Annotated in this window: 20 protein-coding genes; 10 read left to right on the forward strand and 10 right to left on the reverse strand. The window is 44.6% G+C overall.

Translation table 11 applies throughout. From position 1 onward, the window contains the following. The first annotated feature begins 103 nt into the window (after positions 1-103). From ARB69_RS13680 to ARB69_RS13690, 3 genes are read left to right on the forward strand one after another with little or no spacing between them, the layout of a single operon-like run. The gene (locus ARB69_RS13680) at positions 104-970 is read left to right on the forward strand and encodes a hypothetical protein (protein ID WP_055153690.1); all 867 of its coding nucleotides are present in this window, start codon (positions 104-106) and stop codon (positions 968-970) included. Beyond that, positions 967-1,602 carry a hypothetical protein gene (locus ARB69_RS13685; protein ID WP_055153692.1) on the forward strand — a complete coding sequence of 212 codons (636 nt, stop codon included), beginning with the start codon at positions 967-969 and terminating at the stop codon, positions 1,600-1,602. Before ARB69_RS13680 ends, ARB69_RS13685 begins: the two co-directional genes overlap by 4 nt. Continuing rightward, positions 1,590-2,225, forward strand: a complete 636-nt coding sequence (locus ARB69_RS13690) for a PrsW family glutamic-type intramembrane protease (protein ID WP_055153694.1) — start codon at positions 1,590-1,592, stop codon at positions 2,223-2,225. The genes ARB69_RS13685 and ARB69_RS13690 overlap by 13 nt, the downstream gene beginning before the upstream one ends. Before the next feature lie 239 nt (positions 2,226-2,464). Here the strand turns inward: ARB69_RS13690 and ARB69_RS13695 are convergent, their stop codons facing one another. From ARB69_RS13695 to ARB69_RS13705, 3 genes are read right to left on the reverse strand one after another with little or no spacing between them, the layout of a single operon-like run. After that, positions 2,465-4,000: an asparagine synthetase B family protein gene (locus ARB69_RS13695; protein ID WP_055153696.1), complete on the reverse strand. Its 1,536-nt coding sequence runs from the start codon at positions 3,998-4,000 to the stop codon at positions 2,465-2,467. A 35-nt stretch (positions 4,001-4,035) separates the two neighbouring features. Further along, on the reverse strand, positions 4,036-6,693 hold the full coding sequence (locus ARB69_RS13700) for an ATP-binding protein (RefSeq protein ID WP_242857601.1): 2,658 nt from the start codon (positions 6,691-6,693) through the stop codon (positions 4,036-4,038). A 55-nt stretch (positions 6,694-6,748) separates the two neighbouring features. Next, positions 6,749-7,999 carry an ABC transporter substrate-binding protein gene (locus tag ARB69_RS13705; protein ID WP_055153698.1) on the reverse strand — a complete coding sequence of 417 codons (1,251 nt, stop codon included), beginning with the start codon at positions 7,997-7,999 and terminating at the stop codon, positions 6,749-6,751. 337 nt (positions 8,000-8,336) lie between these two features. Here ARB69_RS13705 and ARB69_RS13710 point away from each other — a divergent pair, with 337 nt between their 5' ends. The 3 genes from ARB69_RS13710 (at position 8,337) to ARB69_RS13720 (ending at position 11,408) form a co-directional block, all read left to right on the forward strand. Then, entirely contained in the window at positions 8,337-9,179 is an 843-nt protein-coding gene (locus tag ARB69_RS13710) for a carbohydrate ABC transporter permease (RefSeq protein ID WP_055153700.1), read from the forward strand. A gap of 89 nt (positions 9,180-9,268) precedes the next feature. Then, positions 9,269-10,102, forward strand: coding sequence for a carbohydrate ABC transporter permease (locus ARB69_RS13715; RefSeq protein WP_050640488.1), 834 nt, complete (start codon positions 9,269-9,271; stop codon positions 10,100-10,102). A 13-nt stretch (positions 10,103-10,115) separates the two neighbouring features. Continuing rightward, positions 10,116-11,408 (forward strand): ABC transporter substrate-binding protein, encoded by a 1,293-nt coding sequence (locus tag ARB69_RS13720; RefSeq protein ID WP_055153702.1) that lies wholly within the window; start codon positions 10,116-10,118, stop codon positions 11,406-11,408. 46 nt (positions 11,409-11,454) lie between these two features. On the opposite strand, the gene ARB69_RS13725 is transcribed toward ARB69_RS13720, so the two are convergent. Further along, complete coding sequence (locus ARB69_RS13725; RefSeq protein WP_055153704.1) at positions 11,455-12,177, reverse strand: GntR family transcriptional regulator; 723 nt, start codon at positions 12,175-12,177, stop codon at positions 11,455-11,457. Between the two features lie 234 nt (positions 12,178-12,411). On the opposite strand from ARB69_RS13725, the gene ARB69_RS13730 reads away from it, so the two are divergent. From ARB69_RS13730 to ARB69_RS13745, 4 genes are all read left to right on the forward strand, one after another. Next, on the forward strand, positions 12,412-14,016 hold the full coding sequence (locus ARB69_RS13730) for an amidohydrolase (protein ID WP_055153706.1): 1,605 nt from the start codon (positions 12,412-12,414) through the stop codon (positions 14,014-14,016). A 22-nt stretch (positions 14,017-14,038) separates the two neighbouring features. Beyond that, entirely contained in the window at positions 14,039-15,292 is a 1,254-nt protein-coding gene (locus tag ARB69_RS13735; RefSeq protein WP_055153708.1) for an MFS transporter, read from the forward strand. 27 nt (positions 15,293-15,319) lie between these two features. Beyond that, positions 15,320-16,303 carry a sugar isomerase gene (locus tag ARB69_RS13740; protein WP_025656070.1) on the forward strand — a complete coding sequence of 328 codons (984 nt, stop codon included), beginning with the start codon at positions 15,320-15,322 and terminating at the stop codon, positions 16,301-16,303. A 143-nt stretch (positions 16,304-16,446) separates the two neighbouring features. After that, complete coding sequence (locus ARB69_RS13745; RefSeq protein ID WP_025656069.1) at positions 16,447-17,319, forward strand: PfkB family carbohydrate kinase; 873 nt, start codon at positions 16,447-16,449, stop codon at positions 17,317-17,319. 127 nt (positions 17,320-17,446) lie between these two features. Here ARB69_RS13745 and ARB69_RS13750 read toward each other — a convergent pair whose 3' ends face one another. The 6 genes from ARB69_RS13750 to ARB69_RS13770 all read right to left on the reverse strand — a co-directional run bounded on the left by ARB69_RS13750 (position 17,447) and on the right by ARB69_RS13770 (position 22,319). After that, positions 17,447-18,154 (reverse strand): SDR family NAD(P)-dependent oxidoreductase, encoded by a 708-nt coding sequence (locus tag ARB69_RS13750; protein WP_055153710.1) that lies wholly within the window; start codon positions 18,152-18,154, stop codon positions 17,447-17,449. Continuing rightward, complete coding sequence (locus ARB69_RS27210) at positions 18,111-18,257, reverse strand: hypothetical protein (protein WP_167702500.1); 147 nt, start codon at positions 18,255-18,257, stop codon at positions 18,111-18,113. Before ARB69_RS27210 ends, ARB69_RS13750 begins: the two co-directional genes overlap by 44 nt. Then, positions 18,254-19,177 (reverse strand): 2-hydroxy-3-oxopropionate reductase, encoded by a 924-nt coding sequence (gene garR, locus ARB69_RS13755; protein WP_117440610.1) that lies wholly within the window; start codon positions 19,175-19,177, stop codon positions 18,254-18,256. The genes ARB69_RS27210 and garR overlap by 4 nt, the downstream gene beginning before the upstream one ends. A 28-nt stretch (positions 19,178-19,205) precedes the next feature. Further along, positions 19,206-20,144: a transketolase family protein gene (locus tag ARB69_RS13760; protein WP_055153712.1), complete on the reverse strand. Its 939-nt coding sequence runs from the start codon at positions 20,142-20,144 to the stop codon at positions 19,206-19,208. 12 nt (positions 20,145-20,156) lie between these two features. Beyond that, entirely contained in the window at positions 20,157-20,981 is an 825-nt protein-coding gene (locus tag ARB69_RS13765) for a transketolase (RefSeq protein WP_055153714.1), read from the reverse strand. A gap of 87 nt (positions 20,982-21,068) precedes the next feature. After that, positions 21,069-22,319 carry an alpha-L-fucosidase gene (locus tag ARB69_RS13770; RefSeq protein ID WP_055153716.1) on the reverse strand — a complete coding sequence of 417 codons (1,251 nt, stop codon included), beginning with the start codon at positions 22,317-22,319 and terminating at the stop codon, positions 21,069-21,071. Between the last annotated feature and the right edge of the window lie 103 nt (positions 22,320-22,422).

Consider the following 22,422-nt stretch of genomic DNA (forward strand, 5'->3'; position numbering starts at 1 on the left):
TTGAGACGTTTCCGCACCTTTTACGTATATACATACAGCAAAGAATATGCTGTTTTGTAAAAACAGTATCCAATTTAATTCAATGAAAGGAAATGTTATGGCTATGAAATGTAAAAAAATAATCCCTATTTTACTCTGCTTTATACTGACGCCCCTGTTTACCCTCCATGTCCGCGCTGCTGAAAATGACGAACTGCAGGCGCTTCAGGAAACGCTGAGCCAAAACATCGAGGAATCCCAGCAAATTCTGGATGCAATTGAACAGGATAGTTCTCCGGATGTTATTGGTGACATGATGAATAACCTGGAAGAACTCGATCCCTCTGTTCTGGAAGCCGATGGAGATGCCGACGCCCCTGTAACCGGCTCACTGGGTGATTTTACCAGTTCCGGTTCATCTTCTCTTGCGATGGAATTTCTGAAAGCACAGTTAGAACTCGCTAACTCTATTAAAAACAATGCACTACCCTATCTGGATGATGTCAACGCGAAACAAAATGAGCAAAACCAGATCTCTTCGTTTATCCAGCAGCTGAGCGATCTCAAATCTCAGGCTGAGACCGAACCTGTTGCTATCCCCGGCGACATTCTCTACTACATGGATGAAAAGGGACTGTCCTATCCCGTCCCGGAATCCGGGCTCTATAGCGCTTCGGATTGCGACAGCATCATCAGCATCCTGAATGAGCGTATCTCTGCGTTAGGAACCGATACCATGAATTCCATGACATCAATCCAGGATTTCATGTCTCAGTACAACTCTTACACATCGGACGCTTTTCATTACCTGCAAAACGTTTCCAACAGTTCTCCTTCTCTGAGTCAGAGCCTTTTCTCCTCTGAGGGCAGACCGGTTAATGTAACGCCGGTGGCAGTCAGTGTGCTGGCTGGCATACTGATAGGGATGCTTCTGATGTGGACAATTTTGAAAAACAAAATCAAAAATCCTGCAAGGGAGGAATCTGTATGACCATGATACAGCTGGCGGCGTCACTGCTCTCTGTCATTTACGGCGGGATCGCTTGTCTGAGGCACCGCCAGCCTCTGTTCTTTAAGATCCTGTTGTATGGGCTGATCAGCTATTTTTTCGGTGCGCTTTTCACAGCCTGCTATGCAGCGGTCCATGGAGTAATTCCTGCGGGATTTCATGTCGGTTATTTCGGTCATATCGGTGCCTATTTCTTTTTATTCTCTTCCTATTATGGGGCAATCGACCGTCTGGCCGACGGTGGGGAAGCAAAATACCGCATCATCCGGGTAGCTTCAGCTGTCCCCGCCATTGTCCCCGCGGCGCTGCTTGTCCGGGGCATCGCAAAGTATGGCCTGGGCACAATGCTTCCGCTTCTGATGCTGATACTGCCTGTGACATTTACACTCTACTATGCGGTCAAACATTTGGGTTTTCCTGATGTGGAAATGGGAATCATCCGGGTCATGCGCCCGTACAACGGCTGCGTGATTCTATTTTGCTCTGCCGAACTGGCGGGCCAGTTTCATTTTCTGCCCGGGACAGTGAGGACAGCTTCGGCGGTCCTTTCCTGTCTTTTTCTCGTCCTGCTGCTGCCGCTGGCTGAAAGGGGGGTGCGTAAATGGTTTATATAATCTTTCTTTGCCTGAGTATCCCTATGCTTTTAATGCTTCCTCTGCTGGAGTCCCGTTCCCGCTGGATTGTAGGTTTCTTCCTCCTGGGCGCAGTAACCGCCCTTGCAGCTTATGAGATTAACACCATAGTCTTCCCTTTCTCTGGCATGAGTGCCCGCAGCTTCACCGAACTGATCCCGCCAATTGTAGAAGAACTGTTAAAAGCCCTTCCTGTGCTCTGCTATGCCCTCCTCCTGGATGACAGCCGCAAACGGGTGCTTCCCATCGCTATGGCGGTTGGAGTTGGCTTTGCCGTGCTGGAAAACACAGCGCTTCTGGTCGAATATCTGGGCAGCGTTTCCATCGCATGGGCGGCAGGACGCGGCTTTTCCGCCAGCCTCATGCACGGCCTTTGCACAGTCACCATAGGGACCGGTATCTGCTATGTAAAAAAACAGAGAAAACTCTTCTATACCGGTACCTTTGGACTGCTTTCTATCGCCATAACAATGCATGCATTATTTAACCTGCTGATCCAGTCCTCCTTTGACATCATCGGCATGGTGATGCCGCTGGCCCTCTATGGCCTGCTTTATGTGCTGCGCAGCAGGAAGAAACTAAAGCTGCCGTTTTTATCCTATTAACGACATGGTTCCTGATTCGAACAGAACAGCCCCTTACGGGCAGATCTGCAGCAATGCTGCAGAATAAGGTATACCCATAGGGCATCCCGTAACTCATGCCCTTACGGGCAGATCTGCAGCAATGCTGCAGAATAAGGTACAAACTTAAGACCGCCGCTTCACAGATATCACATCTGTTTCGCGGCGGTCCTATTAAGTTCTCCCGAAAGCGTATAACGGGGCAGAGTTTTTATAGTTTATCATTTCTCAAAATACAATTCATACCAAACCAAAAATGTATAAATGGTCCAGATCTTTCTCCAGTTATCCGAATTTCCGGCGATATAATCATCAAAAATCGCATGAATCTCATCAACCTGGAAAAACTTCTCCGCAGCCTCACTGCGGAACTTTTCCCTGACATCCTGATTATATCTGTCGTCTGCCATCCAGATGCGAATCGGCACGATAAATCCCAGCTTTTTGCGGAAGGCGATCTCTTCCGGCAGCACTTTTGCCGCTGCAGTCCGAAACGCCACTTTATTCTGCTCCGCATTTACCTTATATTCAGATGGCATCCGTGAGGCAATATCAAAGATCCTTGTATCGGTAAGGGGCATTCTGATCTCTAATCCCGCAGCTGTACTCATCTTATACACATTGAAATAAATGTCCCCCTCCAGCCAGATCTGGATATCTACATCCGACATCTTCGTAAGCGGATCCAGTCCTTCTGTTTCCTCATAAATTCCTTCCGCCATCTCGATCGGAAGAACGTCAGGATCATACTTTTTCAGAATCTTCTGTTTCTCATCTTCCTTCATGATATTCGTATTGCCTACATAGAAGGTTTTCAAATTCTCACCATAACGTTCCGCATTGCGGTACATATTATACCCGCCAAAGAACTCGTCCGCCCCCTCTCCGGAGTAACATATCTTCGTATGTTCGGCCGCCGCCTTACAGCCGATTGCAAAAACAATGGCTGACGCATCGCCCAGAGGCTGTTCCATATTCTCCATCACATAAGGCACTGCCGCAAAATACTCTTCCGGCGTAATCAGGCGGCGGAACGTCTTTCGCCCAAGGATGTCTCCCGTCTTCTGCGCCAGTTTTGATTCATCAAACCGTTCTTCTTCGTACCCGCAGGCATCCGCCGTCTCTGCATCGGACATTGCCAGTACATAGGAAGAATCAACGCCTCCTGATAGAAAGGATTCTGCTGTCTCGTCCGGGGTTTTCACCTCAGTCATAATCCGGCCAAGCGTAGTATGTATCTCCTCTGCCCACTCTTCAAGGGATTTGCTGTAATCCGGATGAAATTCCGGTTTCCAATAGCGTTCTATCTTAAGCTGCCTTCTCTGCCAGGTCAGATAACGCCCGGGCATAAGTTTTTTCAGGCCACGGAAAAATGTAGTCTCTCCCGCCACGTATGTAAAGGTAAGATACAGCTGCAGCATCTCTTCATTCAGTTCTTTCACAAATCCCGGCTGCTCCATTATCTTTCGTATAGAGGTACCGTACAGGAGCCTGCCATCCGCCGTTTCATAATAATAGAAAGGCGTAGTTCCAAACTGGTCTCTCAGACAGAATAGTTTCTTCTCCTCCTCGTCCCACAGGGCAAATGCAAACATGCCATGCATATGGTTTCCCATATCATATCCCCAGGTTTCGTATGCCTTTACCAGAATTGTCTGCTCACGCTCCTCTCTGGACAGGGAAGCATCAATGCCCAGTTCCTCACAAAGAACTTTCCAGTTGCGGATATGACCACTGTATTCTCTTATTATTATCATATGTATGTCCTCTCGTATCAAAATTTTTATTAAGTTTAATTGTTTATTATGGCTGGCTTAATAATCTCATTATATACGCTCTGCCGGTTAGAAAATATTTGTTCGAGTACCTCGCCCAATGCGTCCATATCTATGGGCTTCGCCACATGCGCATTCATCCCTGCTCTAAGTGCCCTATTGCGGTCTTCCGAAAAGGCGTTTGCTGTCAATGCCACAATAGGAACTAGTTTTGCATCGGTTCGATCCATCTGTCGGATCCGGGCTGTAGCCTCATATCCATTTAGAATTGGCATCTGGATATCCATCAGAATAAAATCATACTCTCCATCCGCAGAATTTTGGAACATGGCCACAGCCTCCTGCCCATTTCTGGCACTCTCCGTCTCTGCGCCCACCAGCTTCAACAATTCCTTTAGGATCTCTTCATTGATTTCATTGTCTTCAACGATTAGAACCCTTCTGCCAGCAAATTCAAACTGGTGCTTCAAAGTTGTGTGCTGCCCTTCCTCATCTTTATGGCCTTGGACAGGCTCTGCCAGCTCTAATTCCACTTGAACTGTAAAAGTACTGCCTTTCCCGAGAGTACTTTCCACCTCTATGCTTCCGCCCATCAAATCCAGCAAGTTTTTGGTAATGGCCATACCAAGACCTGTCCCCTGCGTACGGCTGGTCTCGGTCTCCTCCATCCGGGAAAATGGTGTAAAAATCGTCTCTAAAAATTCTTTTGACATCCCTCTCCCGTTATCTTTCACCACGAACTGGTATCTGCCATTTCCTTCATTGCTTTGTTCAAGCTCTGTTACCGTTAATTTGATCTCCCCCTGCTCCGGTGTATATTTGATGGCATTTGACAAAATATTTACCAAGATACGGCTGAGACGAAGCTCGTCCCCTACAATGTAATTCTGTTCCACATTGCTTTCTTCCAAAGAAAAGAAGAGTTTCTTTTCTTTAAGCTGCGTCTGAAACATCGACACAATGCCATCCAGCATATCGGAGAGAGAAAATGGCTTATTCTCAAGCAGCATCTTTCCACTTTCGATCCTTGACATATCCAGCACTTCATCTATGAGCGACAGCAGATGCTTAGAGGAATAGGAAATCTTCTCCATATAGTTCAGGACTCTTTGGGGATCTGCTGCGTACTGCTTCGCTAAGGCGGTCATTCCTAGAATGGCATTCATAGGCGTCCGAATATCATGACTCATATTGGATAGAAAATTACTTTTGGCTATATTGGCACTGTTGGCTGCCAGCAATGCCTGTTCCAGATTCTCACGCTGTTCCTGTTCCTTGGTCATATCAGACAGGTTCGCGATCCAGACTTCTTCTGTGCTAAGCTCAACCTGATTGACCTGGAGGCGCATAAAGCGCACCACTCCTGTATCCGGGTTCTGATACTTGTGGATGGACCCGACAAATTCTCCCTGCCTGTTCCATTTGAAGAACTCCTCTTTCATCTCATGGATGTCGGTCTCTTCGATGTAATCTTCCTCAACAAACAGCTTCTCAGCATCCTGGCGGCTCCATCCCATCACTCTTCGCAGATTAGGGCTGACATATTCCAGCCTGTCTTCTGTAACATTGTACATCATATAAATTTCGTTCCCCCGGTCAATCAAGAGATTCAGCATTCTTTCACGGTTATATACGTCCTCGTCTCTCTTCCTGTTGGCAACCTGGTTCATCCGCACAAAGATTATTCCGCAAATAAAAATAAGGAGCACTACAATAAATGCGCAGGCGGAGAACACATTTCTGGAAAATCGGTTCATATTTTCCCCTATCGTGTCTCCACCCACAAAAAGGAGAATTGTCCAGCCTGTATCGTCCAGCGGATTATAACAGAGATACTCTTTTTTCCTATCTTTTGTGTATATGGTTACCCCAGTGGAACGGTTCTTCACCGCCTCCCGGATCTCATCAGCGCTTTTCTTTCCGCTGTCGGATACCTTCTCCAAATAATCAAGAATATTATAGTTCTCAAGGGCATTTTCCGTCTGCGTATTGAACAGTCTGGTTCCGCTTTGATCAATCACATAACAGATTCCCTTCTTGTCAAATGCCGATATGGTCAGGATGTCCAATATATTCTCAATGTGATATTCCAGTGCTAAGGCCGAAACCGTCACAGACCCGCATTGCTTGCTTTCTATCGGAATCGCAAAAAATAATGTGGAATTGCCATTCACATCCCTCCGTAAAAAAGAAACCTTTTTCCGTTCTTTTAACAGCATCAGTGCATTGTCTCTGGATATTAGTCTGCTCTGCTCCCCATATTCATCTATACAATTTCCCAGTTCATCTACGAGATACAAATGACCGAACTTCCACTCCCTGACGATCTGCTGTCCGTATTCCTGTATCTGCTGGTCGGTCATCTGGGGGAAAAAGCCCAAATTATAATCCATGTTGTACAGCAAGCTCCAATTCTGCTCCAGCTTAGAGTTTAATTTACCGGTAACCTGCTGCGCAATCTCAGACAGATGATATTCATTTTCTTTTCTGACATTTTCCTCCATGGATTCCAGAAAAACAAACATTAAGAACATAATGCCTGCAATTGTAAGTAGGACTCCAGCCACTATGGTTCTTCTGACTCGCTTATACTTGTCCGGAACCATATGGTTCAGTCTTTTTCCAAATCCCCTCTCGTATCCTTTCGGCCTTCTGTGGTTTTCTCTTGGTCTCATCTCATTCTCAACTGTTCTTTCTTTAGTATATCAGGGATAAGGCTTCCCCGTTATTTCACTTTTCTTGTAATTGGCGCAGGTTCTCGTTCATCAAGTCCAGCGCGATCGAAGCAGGCAGTTCCTCCTCCAGCATCTTGACAACTGTGTCCCTGGAAGCCGTAAAGAACTCGTCTGTTGCAAGGCGGACATAGGTGCTATTCGTCTCTAGGTAGTTCTGCACCATATTCATGCTTCCCGTATATTCAAAAGAAATATCCCGCTGGTATGGAACCAGTCCATCGGTATGCTTGTTCAGAAGCTTCTGGGTCTCTTCTGACGCCATTGCAGACAGAACCTTCCAAGCAGCCTCTTCTTTCTTCTCACTCTCCTCCACCTTTTTGCTTACTGCCACATTGAAGATCGGATAAGTAAGTAAAAAATTCTGCTTTTCCCCAAAATATGGCAGAATTTTCAGATCCATCCCCGGAAGCAGGCGTGAGATACTCTCGCTGCTAATGTTGGTCATCGCCTGCCTTCCCTCTGCAAAATCATCGTAGGCAAAACTGTCTTCGTAATTGATCATCTCCGGCTTCAAAACCCCCTGCCTGATCAGCTTCTCCATCTTCTCGAAGGCAGGCATCCATACCGCACTATCTAACTGGTCTGTCCTGCCCTCCTCGTATTCTTTCCTCCATGCAATCCCATCCACTGAGCATAAGCTTTCGATCCCCATTCCCTGCAAAAAATGCATGGAATTGTAGTCTGCGGAAAAATCCAATGAATATGCACGGATACCGTATCTTTCAAATTCCTGACAAGCAAAAACAAATCCCTCAAAATCCAGTGGAATCGGGATTTGATATTCCTCGAACAGCGCCCTGTTTGCTATGATTCCATCTACGGTTCCCGCCATGGGAAGCCAGAACACCTCCCCCTCACTGGTCTTATAATTCTCAAGATAAATATCGTAATAGGAGGAGGTCAGCTCTGATCCCGTCAACTTCATAAGGTAGGGATTAAGCTCCAGCGCTCCCTTCATCGAAAACCTGCGGGCAGTTATGATGTCCGGCAGGTTCCCCTCCTCAGCAAGTTCTTGATAATAGCCAAGCGCGCTTTCGCCCTTAACCCAGTGTATTTTCACATCCGGTACTTGACGATCTACCGCTTCCATATAGTCGGCATAAAAGCCGTCATGCAGGTTTAAGTTCCAGAGTGCCACCTCGATCTCCGGCTTCTGGCTTCCCCCGCATCCCCCGATCCAGAGTGCCGCCATAAAAATGACTGCAGTACTGCAGCCAAGAATCTGCTTCCTAGTATTCTTCTTCATCTTCTTCCCCCAAAAATCCGCTCATTCACTTGCATGTACTATATGCACTCAAACCGTAATTCCATACAACTGTTATTTCCATTATATAGCAAAATAATCGAAAGCACAATGTATCCCGGTTTGTTTCACGCAACTATTATTCCTTTTTTTGCCGGGAGTCTGGAAGCCCTTACACTAATTTTTATATTTGTTTTGAAAATATCCATAAAAAAAGTGATAGAAAATTGTACACAATCACGATAGATAAATATGATATATAACGTTATAATATTATGTAATAACGTTATATTTGAGAGGGGAGTAAGAATGCTTAAAAGAAATAAAATATGTTTTTGTTATGCCCGCAATTTTATTACTGATCGTATTCGTCTATTATCCGGTTGTAAAAAATGTGATTTACAGTTTTTATAACATGAGTGCATTTTCGGTTCATGAACGTTTTATCGGCTTAGACAATTATCGATCGCTGTTCGCGGATCCGGTTATCAGGACTGCTTTAAAAAATAACTTTATTTATGTATTCTGGTCTTTGTTGTTTCAGGTTGGCGGCGGCCTTTTGATTGCACTGTTTCTGGAAAGCAGCTTTATAAAAAGAGGAAACGTTTTCTTCCGAACCTTATTTTTTATCCCTTCTATTATTTCCATTACAGTAATAGGCGCGTTGTTTACTTTTATCTATCAGCCGGATATCGGCCTGCTGAACAGCCTTCTCAGATTTTTGGGCTTTGACTCACTTGCGACTGGCTGGCTGGGCAATTCACATACTGCCTTATACGCAATCATTGCCATGAGCCAATGGCAGTACACCGGTTATGCGGCTATGCTGATCATCGTGGGGATTCAGAGGGTATCTCCGGCAGTTTTAGAATCTTCAAAGTTAGATGGCTGCGGATTCTGGCAGCAGGCAAGATACATTATCATCCCGCAGATAAAGGATACGATCACGATTGTGATCATCATTACACTCAACTGGGCAATGCAGGTCTTCAATGAAATTCAGGTAATGACGGCAGGAGGTCCTGGCAATGCAACTCAAACTCTGGGAAACTACATGTATACGGCTGCCTGGTCCTACGACAAATTCGGGTATGCCTCCGCCATCGGAAACCTGATACTTATCATTACCGTCGTACTGGCATTTCTGCAGATGAATATCAGTGGGTTTGGAAACGAGAACTGATACGTATGTCGGGATCCGCCTGCAGGTCATTTCCTCAATCTATCTGATAAACAAAGGAAAACAGTTCAAGAGTGAATGGAGAGTACATTATGCTGAAAAAATCTGAGTTTCATTTGAAACAGTTTGTTTTATATTTTATTTTTATATTATTTTCATTATCAATCATATACCCATTATTTTGGATTCTGTCCAATTCTTTGAAAACAAATAAAGAGTTTTATAATAATACATTTTCACTGCCCGGACATCCTGAGATTGGAAACTATCTGCAGGCATGGAAAGAAGGCATATCCTTATACTATCTTAACAGTATCATCGTCACTGTAATTACGGTTATCTTAATTCTGGTGGTTTCTACACTGGCGGCTTATGCAGTTACCAGATTCCACTTTAAGTATAAAAAGATACTGCTGGGGATACTTCTGGGAGGAATGTTTGTTTCTCCGCAGACTGCGGTACTTCCCTTATATCATCTGCTCAGAGATCTAAGAATATACGACACCTATGGGGCTATGATTATTCCCATACTCGCATTCCGGATCTCGTTTTCAATCTTCCTGCTGTTCCCGGCTTTTCTTTCCTTTCCAAAAGAACTGGAGGAAGCGGCTGTTCTGGATGGCTGCAGCAGTTTTGGAATTTACAGGAAAATCATGCTGCCTGTATGCAGGCCTGCGGTTACCGTGTGTCTTTTATTAAATTTAATATATACCTGGAATGAGTTTACTTTCTCTTTAAACTTTATAAGTACGGAAAAGTATTATACGATCCCGATCGGCCTGATGTCATTTTCACAGGCTTTATACACGGACTGGGTGGTTCTGCTGTCGGGTATCGTACTGGCAATTGTGCCTGTGCTTGTGCTCTTTATTGCCTTTCAGAAATACTTTGTAGCCGGGCTAACAGTGGGCAGCGTGAAAGAATAGGGGGATCCAAGATATGAAACGAAGAATAAAATTAACTCTTATACTAGTATTTACCATGTTTCTGGCGGGTTGCGCCGGACCCGCTGAACAGGATGACAAAGTCACGTTAACATTCATGCACCGGTGGACGATGGAACCGATGAAGTCTGCCACAGAGGAGATGATTAGAGCGTTTGAAAAGGAAAATCCAGACATAAAGATCAATGTAATTACGGCTACAAATTCGTCTTATAAGCAGAAAATAAAGACCGTAATCAATTCGTCCGCCCCGCCGGATATATTCTTTACCTGGGGTGACGAATACCTGAATAAGTTTGTAAGAGAAGGCTTAGTGCTGGACCTGTCTTCTTATATGGAAAAGCACCAAACTTTAGAAGAACTTGTGCCAGGACAGACGGCGGCCTTTCAATACCAGGGCGGGATCTACGGCATACCGCTGAAAATCGACGCCAAATTATGGTTTTATAATAAAGAAGTATACAAAAAGCTTGGACTGTCCCCGCCCGGCACATACGAGGAGTTTTTAAAGCAGCTGGAGGTAATACAAGCGGCCGGGATCACTCCGATTTATTTCGGAAACTCCGATCCTTATGCAGGCGCGCATTATTTAACAACATTAAACCAGAAATGTGTTCCTGAAAAGACCTTAAAAGCTGACTATTCATTAGAGGATGGTTCTTTTTCGGATCCGGGTTATCTGCAGGCGCTTACAATTTATGAAGATCTTCACCAATATATGAATGCAGACACGGCAGCTTATGACTGGAGCTTTTCTTATTCCGGGCTGATTAACGGAGACTGCGCACTGGTATACGACCAATATGTTACCATCGCGGATTCTATGGAGATGGATGCAGAATTTACAAAAAATAACTTGGGGATCTTCCCCTTTCCCACCATAGAGGGGGCAAGAGGAAATCAGTCCATTATCACTGGAACACCCGACGGCTATGCTGTCAGCAGTAAAACCAAATATCCCGAAGAGGCCTTTCGGTTCCTGCAGTATATACTCTCTAAAAAGAACACTTTACGTTATTTAGAGAGCAGCTATTGGGTAAATGCTACAACAGACCTGTTTGAAAATATCGACCAATATACAGACATCGAACCATTAATAGAAGGCATAAAGTATATAAAAACCTCACCTTCTACACCCCCCTGGTTAGATACGGAACTCGATCCGAAAATCGCGCAGACTTATTTAAACGGCCTGCAGCAGATTGATACCGGGGAGGCCACGCCTAAGCAGCTGTTAAAGCAGATCCAGTTAGCCGCGAAAAGCGCAAAATATGATAAAGGTAATTAAATGTAAGAGTTCAGGCCTGCCTGAACTCTTATATTTAAACTTCCCGTTATGCATTTTCATAATTAAACCGGTACCTGGATGCAACAATATACTCCTGCCCGATATAGATTAGTTGATTCTGGGTATCGTATATCTCTGTATACAGAAGGAATAACGGATCGCCAGGAGCAATTTTTAAAAGCTGCGCCTGTTTCGAATCCGCCTTTAATGCATCAATATAGGAGTTCTGGGAACATCCCACTATAATACCATGGCTTTTTAACAAATCATACAGCGGCCCTTCCAAATCATCCGTGAGAAGAAATGCATATTGGGTAAAAGGAAAATAATTGTTTTCCAACATGACAGGTATCTCATCCGCATAGCGGACGCGCTGTATGTATAGTATGGCATCTTGGTCAAGTCTTGGATGCGGTACCCGTCCGGGTGAGTTCTTCGTGAGAACCGTTCTCTGGGTAACTACAGCCGACGGGGTCATGCCATTCACAATGCAGGAATTTGAAAAACTCATATTATGCTCTATTTTACGTAAAATCTTCCGCTCTTTTACAAAGGTGCCCTTCCCCTGATTCTTAACAAGAAGACCGTCTTTGCAAAGTTCTTCAATCGCACGGCGGATGGTGATCCTGCTCACATCGTATTGTTTAATTAGTTCGACCTCTGTGGGAATCTTCGATCCGGCAGGATACTCTCCGCTTTTTATCCTGACAGAGATATCGTCTTTAACCTTTTCAAAGAGTGGACGCGTTGTACTATTTTCAATATTCATCTTATTACCTCAACTATATCATTATATTTCATGCAACAATTTTATCATATTCATTATAACATTACAATACGAATATGGTATACATTATAATAAAAAATGTGAGTAAGTGACAAAAAATTATTTTTAAACAAGCAATTCCTTGTTCATGATGACAAATTTCATTTCATTACAGATCCTCTATTGATTATATCGTAATATAATGATATGATGAATTTGTGAAAGGAAGGTGAATAAATGGATATGGCATGTGATAGAATTCTGGTTTCATCAAGCATATATGATTCTGTTTCAAAAGAACCATACCAGGGCTATATTGTATTAAAGGATGGCCGCATAAGTGAAGTAGGAAAAGGAAAGCTGCCCGACGCTTATACCGCCGGGGAGCTGAAGGTACAAGACTGTAAAGACGGCACGATCTGTGCCGGATTCGGGGACACGCATACATTCTTTACCGGATACGTCATCGACAGTCTTGGTGTAAATCTCTCCCACTGCAAAACACTGAAAGAGCTGAGAGACTGCCTGGAATATCATATGGAAACTGCAGCCGGGAAAGGGGCCCTGTTCGGCAACCATCTGGAGAGCTGTTTTCTTCACAACAGCAATGTCGATACCATATTGGAGGAGATCGGACAGGACACCCCGATTGTTCTCTTTGCGCCAGGCCACGGAACTTGTGCAATGAACCAAAGGGCAAGACAGGCTTTCGGTTTTGACCCGGAACACTGCCATGCAGAGGCTCTTTACAGGATCATGGGGCTCTATCTGAATGACAGACATTTTATCGACCGGCAGCTCGAAGATTATATGAAGCTGCTTAACAGCCGCGGAGTTACATCTGTAAAAGAAATGGGGTTTGACGATTTCTATGGTTTCACAGACGTTTTAAAGGAACTGGAGAAGAATGAGAGACTGACACTGAGAATCTCCTTCATGTCCCAGCCCGTCGGAAAGCCCGCTGATATTAAATTCGGCCTGAAAATGAAGGAAACATTCCAAGGGGATTATGTAAGGTTTTCGGGTTTTAACCAGATGACTGATGGATTGATATTAAAAATGGAAGGCCATCTTCGTCAGCCGTACGAAGGGACAGACAGCGTATGTAACAAGGACATTGACTATAAGCAGCTGGAAAAAGAGGTGCTTCTGGCCGATAAAAACGGCCTTCGCTTTACGCTCCATTCCGAAGGGGACGGTGCATTCCACGAGATCTTAAACATTTACGACCAGTGTGAGCATATCAACGGACGCCTCAAAAACCGGCACGGCATTACAGATCTGGAATTGACTGAACCGGAGGATGAAAAACGAATGGCCAAAATGGGGGCATTCGGTGAGATCTATGCGCAGGTATATGCGCTTGATACTTATGACGGCTATGTCAATGCCTATCGGGATGTGATAGGCGCCCGTCAGGAACGGTATTTAAACTACCGTTCTCTGGCAGACCATGGAGTACGGTTGTGCGGTGCAACGGATCTGCCATTACTGATTCCCAGCATACCGGAATCTATATTTTACGGATGTGCTAATTTCGGCAGTGATAAGCAAAAACAGATCAATCCCCAGAATGGCCTGACTATTTCAGAGATGCTCGACGCCTGGACTGTGAACAGTCAGTTTGCCATGGAAAGAGAGGATGAGCTTGGCACATTAGAGACCGGGAAAAAGGCAGACATCGTGATTTTTGATCGTGATCTGTTTACAGTTCCGATGGACGAGATGCTGAATGTCCAGGTAAAGGAAACCATAGTAAATGGAAAAACAGTATATACCCAAAGGGTACCCCATCATGCATGCCCTGCGGGCAGATCAGCAGAGCTGAAAAATAAGGAATGAGAACAAAAAAGGGAGGTTCATTATGTCAGAATCAAAAAAAGGAAAGTTAGGTGCACGAACACTATTAATGTTATTTATTTTTGGATTTGTTAACGCAATCATGTACTGTTTCCCCTATGTAAGATACGTATTTTATGATCAGCAGATTGCGGCAATGGGAATTACAAATGAACAGTCAGGAGTTCTGATGTCCGCATATTCCTTTGCAATGATGGCTGCGATGATTCCGGGGGGAATCCTGGCAGATAAAATTTCAGTGAAAAAAGCAATGCTGCTCTCAATATTAGGGTCGTTTGTGCTGATTATCATTTATGCGCTTACAATGGACTTTAAAATTGCCTGCGTCATTTGGTTTTTTGCCGGATTGACAACCAACTTTGTATTCTGGTGTGCAATCACAAAGGGTGTCGGTATGATTGGCACAGAAGAAAACCAGGGAACCTGCTATGGAATCTACTATGCGTCATCCGGTATCATTTCCGCAATTTTGAATGCAATTTGCCTTTGGGCTAGCGGATTCGGCAGTGATGAAACAAAAGCTTTCATTATTGCAATGTGGGTTATGGCAGTGGGAACCCTGATCGCATTCTTTTTACTATTAGTCTTCTTCAAGGAGAAAGAGGTAAAATCTGATAATCCGAATGACACGTTCCAGATTAAGCATATCGGGGTGGTATTAAAGAATCCTATGACCTGGATGTTTTCGATCATGGTACTCTGTGCTTATGGGTTGTATACAAGCTTATCTTATTTCTCCCCATACCTGACAGATGTCCTGGGAGTACCTTTAGTAAATTCATCCTTAATCAGCATTGTACGAAGTAATTTAATGAATCTGCTTTGCCCTCTCGGCGGATATGTCATTGACAAAATTTTTAAGTCCGCAAACAAATGGTACGTCACTGCATTTACAGCCATGATTATTATCTATGCAGGCGTTATGATCATGCCGGGTACGGTAAGTTCCGGCGCAGCAACTTTTGTCTCCCTGCTTCCCGCAGCAGTGGCGATGATGCTGTACGGCGTCATCTGGTCCGGTTTAAAAGAATGTAAGTTTAAAGCGGCATATACCGGCACCGTAATCGGTATTGGTTCCGTGCTTGGCTATGCTCCTGACTTCTTTTATTTTCCAATATTCGGAAAATGGATGGATACATACGGAAATGGAGCTTACAAAATGATTTTCGGCTTTTTGATGGTTACTGCTGTAATCGGTATCATTATGGCTATACTGATGAAATTAAGAATTAAAAAAATGAGTGTTTCAGAAAAATAATGTTCGTATAAAAGGAGATTATGTATAATGTTTATAGAAGATTTTGATGCAGGCAAGATGGTGGATGAGATCCAGAATAAAAACGGCAGAATTACAGAGGTTTATTTTGTCGCATGCGGAGGCTCTCTTATTGATTTATACTCCAGTAATTATTTTGTAAATAAAGAATCCGTTACCATGGTCGGGGAGTGGATTCCGAGCAAAGAATTTGTCCTGACACCGCCAAAGCGTCTGGGCAGCCACTCGTTAGTCTTTATCTGCTCACACGGAGGACATACACCGGAAACTGTGGAAGCCGCCGATGCTGCCGCCGATGCAGGGGCATTTGTGATTACTTATACGCACGACGCCGAAAGTAAATGCGCAGACAGCAAATACCATGCTATTGTATACAAATGGGTCGACGAGACCTTGCAGAAGGATAAACCTATGTGTATAACCTATGCGGTTTTAAATGAATTGATCCACCGCCAGGAACCCGAATATAAGCTGTATGAGGCTATGAAAGACGGTATTGTTAAGTGTGACCAGATCATCCGGGATGCCACAAACAAATATCAGAACAAAGCATGGAATTTTGCTGAACACTATTATCAGGCGCCGTTTCTATATATCATGTCCTCGGGAGCTGCATATGCACAGTCTTACGGTTTTGCTATCTGCTCGCTGCAGGAAATGCAGTGGATGGACTGCTGCTACCTGAATTCGGCGGAATATTTCCATGGCCCGTTTGAGGTTACAGATGAAGACCACTTATATATTTTGATGATGTCTGTCGGCAAAACACGGGAAATTGATCTGAGAGCCAAGGCATTTCTGGATAAATATGCAAAGAAATATGAAATTATCGATGCGGCGGAGTGCGGACTTGAAGGGATTGCCGCGGAATGCGTGGACTACTTCAATCCTCCTTTGTTCTACGAGATGAGTGTATTGTACAGAACAGCAATTCAAAATAAAACCGGACACCCTCTGGATATGAGACGATATATGGGGGTAGTGGAATATTAAATAACACGGCTTGTCCCGGAGATCATTCGATGATTCCGGGATGCCCGTTTTAATTGCAAAGGGGTCTGACCCCTCTGCTCAGGATTAACTGCAAAGGGGTCTGGCCCCTCTGCACACCCTGCACAGGATTGGAGGTTAAAAACATGAAATACGATGTTAGTGTAGTTGGGTTTGGAGATAATGTGGTGGATATCTATACGCACACGAACACACAATATCCCGGAGGAAACTGCGTGAATTTTGCAGTATACTCAAAAATGTTCGGCGCCCGCAGAAGCGCATACATGGGATATTTCGGCGATGATCTGAATGCGGATCATGTAATATCTGCTCTGCGCACGGAACAGATCGAGCTGGTCAAATGCAAAAAGATTCACGGTGAAAACGGGTATTCCCGCTGCAAATTGGAAGATGGCGACCGGGTGTTCCTGGATTATAACGAAGGCGGCGTAAGAAGCAGGCACATCTACGAATTGGACGAGTTTGATTTGGAATATCTGGCACAGTTTGATTTGGTTCACTGTGGAAACTACTGTTACATGGAGAGCCAGTTATCTAAGATCAAGGAGGCCGGTATTCCGCTATCGTTTGATTTCTCGGATGATTCAACTGATGAGTATTATGAAAAAAACGCCCCACTCGTAACCTATGCCTTCTGTTCATTTGACGGAACGGATAAAGAGGTGCGTCAGCATTTAAAAAAAGTAGCGGCATTTGGGCCGGAAATCGTATGCGCATCCCGGGGAGCGCAGGGCTGTATGCTTTATTCAGACGGGAAGTTCTATACGCAGAAAGCGGCGCCCCTTGAAAAGGTTGTGGATACAATGGGCGCAGGGGACTCCTTACTAACAACATTCATGGTCGGATATCTGGATGCGGTGAAGCACGGCGCGGATCGGGAAGAGGCACTGACCGGAAGCATAGCAAAGGCTGCCGGATTTGCAGCAAACGTCTGCCAGATGGAAGGCGCATTTGGCTATGGAAAAGAAGTGCTGATCGATAAATTGAGAGCTTAGTAAGGGTATAACTCTGACAGATAAAAACGTTTAAATTAGATAGAAATAGAGGAAGCGGAATCCGCTTCCTCTATCTTTTATGTTCTCTGCTGCCCCGTCCGGATTGCAGGGAATTCCCTGACCGCAACTAAAACTCCGTATCGTAGTCCCACGGCTGTCCTCCGGCGATACACCCTCCGTCAACCCGGATTTCCGTCCCGGTAATATAAGAAGATGCATCCGATGCCAGCATGATACACACCCCTGTAATATCTTCCGGATATCCCGGCCTGTCTAAGGCAATCCTTTCCAGCAAATACTTGGAGCGTTCCGGATGCTCCCAGGTAGGTACTGTCAACGCAGTCTGAATATGTCCGGGACTTACACAATTAGCCCGAATATTGTATTTGGCCCATTCTACAGCCATAGACCGCGTTAAGGACAGAACACCGCACTTTGTAGCGCCATATACAGAACAGCCGCCAAGGATACTTCCCGTATTATGGGAACCAATATTAATGATACTGCCTTTTCTTTGATTTTTCATTAATGGGGCCACTGCCTGGGTCACCAAAAAAACACCCTTCAGGTTAATATCCATGATCCTGTCATATGTCTCTTCCCTGACATCCATAAACCCTTCCCGTTTATTGATCCCCGCGCAGTTTACCAGCACATCAATCTGACCATAGGCTTTGCCGATCTTATCGATGCATTCTGTTACGCCAGCCTTATTTGTTACATCCAGCAAATAGCTTGATGCCTTACCGCCCGCTTCTGTTATTTTATTTTGAATATCTGAAAGCAGGTTTTCATTTATATCGCAAAGAGCAATCCGGGCGCCGGCACATGCCATGCCCAAATGCAATGGCGCTGCCGATTCCACCCGCTGCCCCGGTAAAAACTACTACTTTATCTTCTAATGAAAACATCTTCTCCAGGTTTTTCCCTACGTTCATTCTTGAATGCCTCCCTTGGCCTTAACACATACATCCGCTGTCTTTTCATAATATTTTGCTATCGCGCTGTGATCCTCCTGTCCATGTCCATCGGCATGAAGCTTTTGAAGCATCTCCATCACACTGGCTGTTAAGGGAAGCGGAACTCCAATTTCATGGCCTGTATCTAAGGCATTGTTCAAGTCCTTAATATGTAAATCGATTTTAAAACCCGGCTTAAAATTCCGCTCCATAATCATTGGGATTTTCGCGTTCATGACCGTAGAACCAGCCAGGCCGCCCTTGATTGCATCAAACACTTTTTCTGGATCAACACCCGCTTTTGTGCTAAGCATAAAGGCCTCGGAAACAGCCGCGATGTTTAATGCAACAATAATCTGATTTGCAAGCTTTGTTGTATTCCCGGCACCAATCTCCCCGCAGTATACTGCACTATTTCCCATCGTCATCAGTATATCATATACTTGTTCAAATACTTCCTTCTTGCCGCCTGCCATGATTGACAATGTTCCATCTATCGCCTTTGGCTCACCTCCGGAAACAGGGGCATCCAACATTTCAACCCCCTTTTCTGCGCATGCGGCATAAATCTCCTGGGAAGCTAAGGGTGCAATTGAACTCATATCCACTAAAATGCTTCCGGCCAATGCGCCTTCCAGTATCCCGTCTTTCCCCATAACGGCCGTTTTCACATGAGGCGAATTTGGCAAAACCGTAATTATAATCTTACACTCCCCGGCAACCGCCTTCGCAGATTCGCCTTTTATTGCCCCATACTTTACCATCTGTTCCATGTTTTCTTTTATTACGTCGTAGACAACAACTGTATGTCCTGCTTTTAATAAGTTTGCAGCCATTGGTTTTCCCATGATACCCAGCCCGATAAATCCTATTTTCATGTTAGACTCCTTCCGATCCATCCTCATTGAACAATTTTTTTGTACGCATCTACCCGGCTGCCTGTAAATCCATCTCCTCAACCACTGTCTTAATATGCTCTTTTGTAAGCCCATGATATGCAAGTACATCCTGGTAATTATGCGCGCTGCATCCAAAAGTATCTTCTATTCCTACAAATTCTATTGGGATGCATTCTTTTTTTAGTACCTCGGCTATAGCGCTCCCCAGTCCGCCGACAATGCTGTGTTCTTCTGCCGTAACTACGCCTTTACAGCCTTTTGTAATCTGAATAACTGCATTGGCATCCATAGGCTTTATGGTACTGACATTGACCACTTTCACAGAGATACGGTCCTCCAGTTCCCTTGCCGCCTGCATTGCAAGACCAACCATATATCCGGTAGCAAAAACCACCACCCGGGTTCCCTCTTTTAAAACTGTTGGCTTGCCAATTTTAAACTCCACTCCCTCTTCCGTTACATTTTCGTAGTCATTTCGATTCAGTCTGATATAACATGGGCCTTCCATTTCAGTAACTGCCTTTACGGCAGATTTTGTCTCATTGGCATCTGCCGGTGAGATGACGGTCATATTCGGAATCGCCCTCATAATTGCAAGATCCTCAACCGCCTGATGAGTCGCTCCGTCGCCAAAATCGGAGAGTCCCGAAGAGGAACCACAGATTTTAACATTCAGATTCCCAATGGCAATGGTCTGGCGGATCTGGTCAAATGCCCGCCCTGCAGCAAACACAGCGAAAGAATTGGTAAATGGTATCTTCCCTGTCTGTGCTAATCCTGCTGCAACCGATGTCATGTTAGCCTCCGCAATGCCCATCTCATAATGCCTGTCCGGAAATTCTTTTTCAAACATCTTTCCCATTGTGGACCCGCCCAAATCTGCATTCAGCACTACAATGTTCTTATTCTCTCTTCCAAGCTCCACTAACGCTTCTCCATAAGCAATCCTTTGATTTTTACAGCTCATAGCCATCCTCCTCTATGCCAGTTCTTCTAATGCCTGCCCGTAAGTCTCAGCTGCCAGCATTCCATTATGGTAACCAACAACATTTTCTGCAAAACTGATGCCTTTTCCCTTAACTGTATTGGCAATGATCACCGTAGGCCGTTCTCGTTCCAGATCGGCTTCATCCAGGGCAGTAAGAATTTCCACCATATTATGGCCATCAATCTCCAGTACATTCCAGCCGAAGCTTTTCCATTTATCCGGCAGAGGATTGGAGTCCATGCGTTCTCTTACGATGCCGTTTGCCTGCAGGTTGTTCTTATCTACAATCGCAATCAGATTATCCGCTTTATAAAAGCCTGCTGCCATTGCAGCTTCCCATATCTGCCCTTCTGCCAGTTCACCATCCCCAATCAGTACGTATACATTCCGGTCTATGCTGTCTGCTTTCAGCCCAAGGGCCATTCCAAGCCCAATCGACAGCCCCTGCCCGAGCGAGCCGGTTCCGGCCTCTATTCCGGGTGTCTTTCTGACATCCGGATGCCCCTGCAGATAAGAACCGATCTCTTTCGTATTCTTTAGATCTTCCACCGGGAAAAATCCCGCTTCAGCCAAAGCCGCATACTGCAGAATAGCCACATGTCCTTTGCTAAGCAAGAATCTGTCCCTATCCTTCATTTTCGGATTCCTGCTGTCATAATGCATCTTATAAAAATAAAGTGCCGCCACAATATCTGCTGATGAATTGGAGCCTCCGATATGCCCCGCAACCCCGATTCCCATACTGATAATTACATCACGCCTTAATACTTTTGCTTGTTCAGTAAGCCTGCTAATCAGCTCTTCACTGTATTTCATTTTCAAACCCCCTTTTAAAGATCATCAATACTTTCGTATCTTACATTTTTTGTACGGACTGTACAGCCCTTTATTGAAAAGTTACCGTTATTCTAATTTTTGTATTTCAATCTCCCCCTCATATTCCGCACAGAGAACAAGATCCTTATCCAGCTTCCCATTCTTGGGCAAAAGAACCCTGAATCTGTATTCGTCCCTCGCCGGCTCATAGCTTTGGAAAAACTGCAGCTCTTCACGATTGTCTAAGATCATTACTTTCTTTATCTTTGTTTTTAAGCCGGTAATAAGAATTTCATACGGAAATTCGGGGTATTTAAATACATGTAAAAACATCTTGCTGTCATTGCCGGTTACTCTCCCCCAGCTTATTTCATACTGAAAGTCCATATTTAAATTGCACTTATAGATACTTTCGCCATTGAGGTCAAGCCACCGGCCTGCTTCATCCAGTACTTTACAACTGCCTTCCGGAACCTTCCCCTTCTCGTCCGGCCCGATATTTAATAACAGGTTCCCGCCTTTTCCTACTACGTCTACCAATTTATACAGCACATCTGAAGCGCTCTTCCAGTTATGATCTACCCTGGAGTACCCCCATGTATCATTCAGGGTCATTGGAGTCTCCCAGTCACCCGGGAAAGAAAGAACCGGGATTTCATTATCCGACATCTGTCTGTAGTCGCCCAGTTTATACCCTATCCGCCCGTTAACCAGGCAGTCTGGCTGCAGGCTCTTTGTATACGCCCTCAGTTCCTCACATAGATGAACCGGCATCACATATGGAGTATCAAACCACATAATTCCTACCTCTCCATAATTCGTAAGCAGCTCTTTCACCTGTGGTTTTACTTTATTATAGAAATATTTTTCAAAATCCTTCTCTTTATCCGGCTTGAAATCCCATTCGTTCCCCCATCCATTTTCATCTTCCCAGTCCTGCATCTGAGAGTAGTAAATGCCTAGTATCATTCCCTGTTTTCGGCATTCTTCTGCCAGCTCTTTCAATGGATCCCGTCGAAACGGCGTGTTCATAATGTTATAATCAGAAACTTCTGAATGGTACATTGCAAATCCGTCGTGGTGCTTTGCTGTAAATACAATATACTTCATCCCCCACTTTTTTGCTTTTCGTACAATATCCTCTGCGTCAAAATCCACAGGGGTAAAAGTTTCTGCCAGCTTCCGATATTCCTGAAGAGGAATTTCCGCATTTTTCATAATCCATTCTGCCCCATACGGAATCTTTTCCCCTTTATAGACGCCTCCAAGCATGGAATAAATTCCCCAATGAATAAATAATCCGTATTTAGCGTCCTTAAACCAATGATCTCTTGTCATTTTCCTTTCCTCCTTGTTTAGTAAATACACATTTCGCAATGTATAATCCTTTCCAGAACCGTACGTGCGGCTTTCCCGCATACGGCTCTTCATAATAACATTT

The sequence above is a fragment of the Faecalicatena contorta genome (assembly GCF_001404335.1).
GTDB lineage: Bacteria > Bacillota > Clostridia > Lachnospirales > Lachnospiraceae > Faecalicatena > Faecalicatena contortus_B.

Coding starts and splice junctions, on each gene's coding strand:
- ARB69_RS13680 (WP_055153690.1), top strand. CDS start 104: ATGAAATGTAAAAAAATAATCCCTATTTTACTCTGCTTTATACTGACG.
- ARB69_RS13685 (WP_055153692.1), top strand. CDS start 967: ATGACCATGATACAGCTGGCGGCGTCACTGCTCTCTGTCATTTACGGC.
- ARB69_RS13690 (WP_055153694.1), top strand. CDS start 1,590: ATGGTTTATATAATCTTTCTTTGCCTGAGTATCCCTATGCTTTTAATG.
- ARB69_RS13695 (WP_055153696.1), bottom strand. CDS start 4,000: ATGATAATAATAAGAGAATACAGTGGTCATATCCGCAACTGGAAAGTT.
- ARB69_RS13700 (WP_242857601.1), bottom strand. CDS start 6,693: ATGAGACCAAGAGAAAACCACAGAAGGCCGAAAGGATACGAGAGGGGA.
- ARB69_RS13705 (WP_055153698.1), bottom strand. CDS start 7,999: ATGAAGAAGAATACTAGGAAGCAGATTCTTGGCTGCAGTACTGCAGTC.
- ARB69_RS13710 (WP_055153700.1), top strand. CDS start 8,337: ATGCCCGCAATTTTATTACTGATCGTATTCGTCTATTATCCGGTTGTA.
- ARB69_RS13715 (WP_050640488.1), top strand. CDS start 9,269: ATGCTGAAAAAATCTGAGTTTCATTTGAAACAGTTTGTTTTATATTTT.
- ARB69_RS13720 (WP_055153702.1), top strand. CDS start 10,116: ATGAAACGAAGAATAAAATTAACTCTTATACTAGTATTTACCATGTTT.
- ARB69_RS13725 (WP_055153704.1), bottom strand. CDS start 12,177: ATGAATATTGAAAATAGTACAACGCGTCCACTCTTTGAAAAGGTTAAA.
- ARB69_RS13730 (WP_055153706.1), top strand. CDS start 12,412: ATGGATATGGCATGTGATAGAATTCTGGTTTCATCAAGCATATATGAT.
- ARB69_RS13735 (WP_055153708.1), top strand. CDS start 14,039: ATGTCAGAATCAAAAAAAGGAAAGTTAGGTGCACGAACACTATTAATG.
- ARB69_RS13740 (WP_025656070.1), top strand. CDS start 15,320: ATGTTTATAGAAGATTTTGATGCAGGCAAGATGGTGGATGAGATCCAG.
- ARB69_RS13745 (WP_025656069.1), top strand. CDS start 16,447: ATGAAATACGATGTTAGTGTAGTTGGGTTTGGAGATAATGTGGTGGAT.
- ARB69_RS13750 (WP_055153710.1), bottom strand. CDS start 18,154: ATGGCATGTGCCGGCGCCCGGATTGCTCTTTGCGATATAAATGAAAAC.
- ARB69_RS27210 (WP_167702500.1), bottom strand. CDS start 18,257: ATGAACGTAGGGAAAAACCTGGAGAAGATGTTTTCATTAGAAGATAAA.
- garR (WP_117440610.1), bottom strand. CDS start 19,177: ATGGATCGGAAGGAGTCTAACATGAAAATAGGATTTATCGGGCTGGGT.
- ARB69_RS13760 (WP_055153712.1), bottom strand. CDS start 20,144: ATGAGCTGTAAAAATCAAAGGATTGCTTATGGAGAAGCGTTAGTGGAG.
- ARB69_RS13765 (WP_055153714.1), bottom strand. CDS start 20,981: ATGAAATACAGTGAAGAGCTGATTAGCAGGCTTACTGAACAAGCAAAA.
- ARB69_RS13770 (WP_055153716.1), bottom strand. CDS start 22,319: ATGACAAGAGATCATTGGTTTAAGGACGCTAAATACGGATTATTTATT.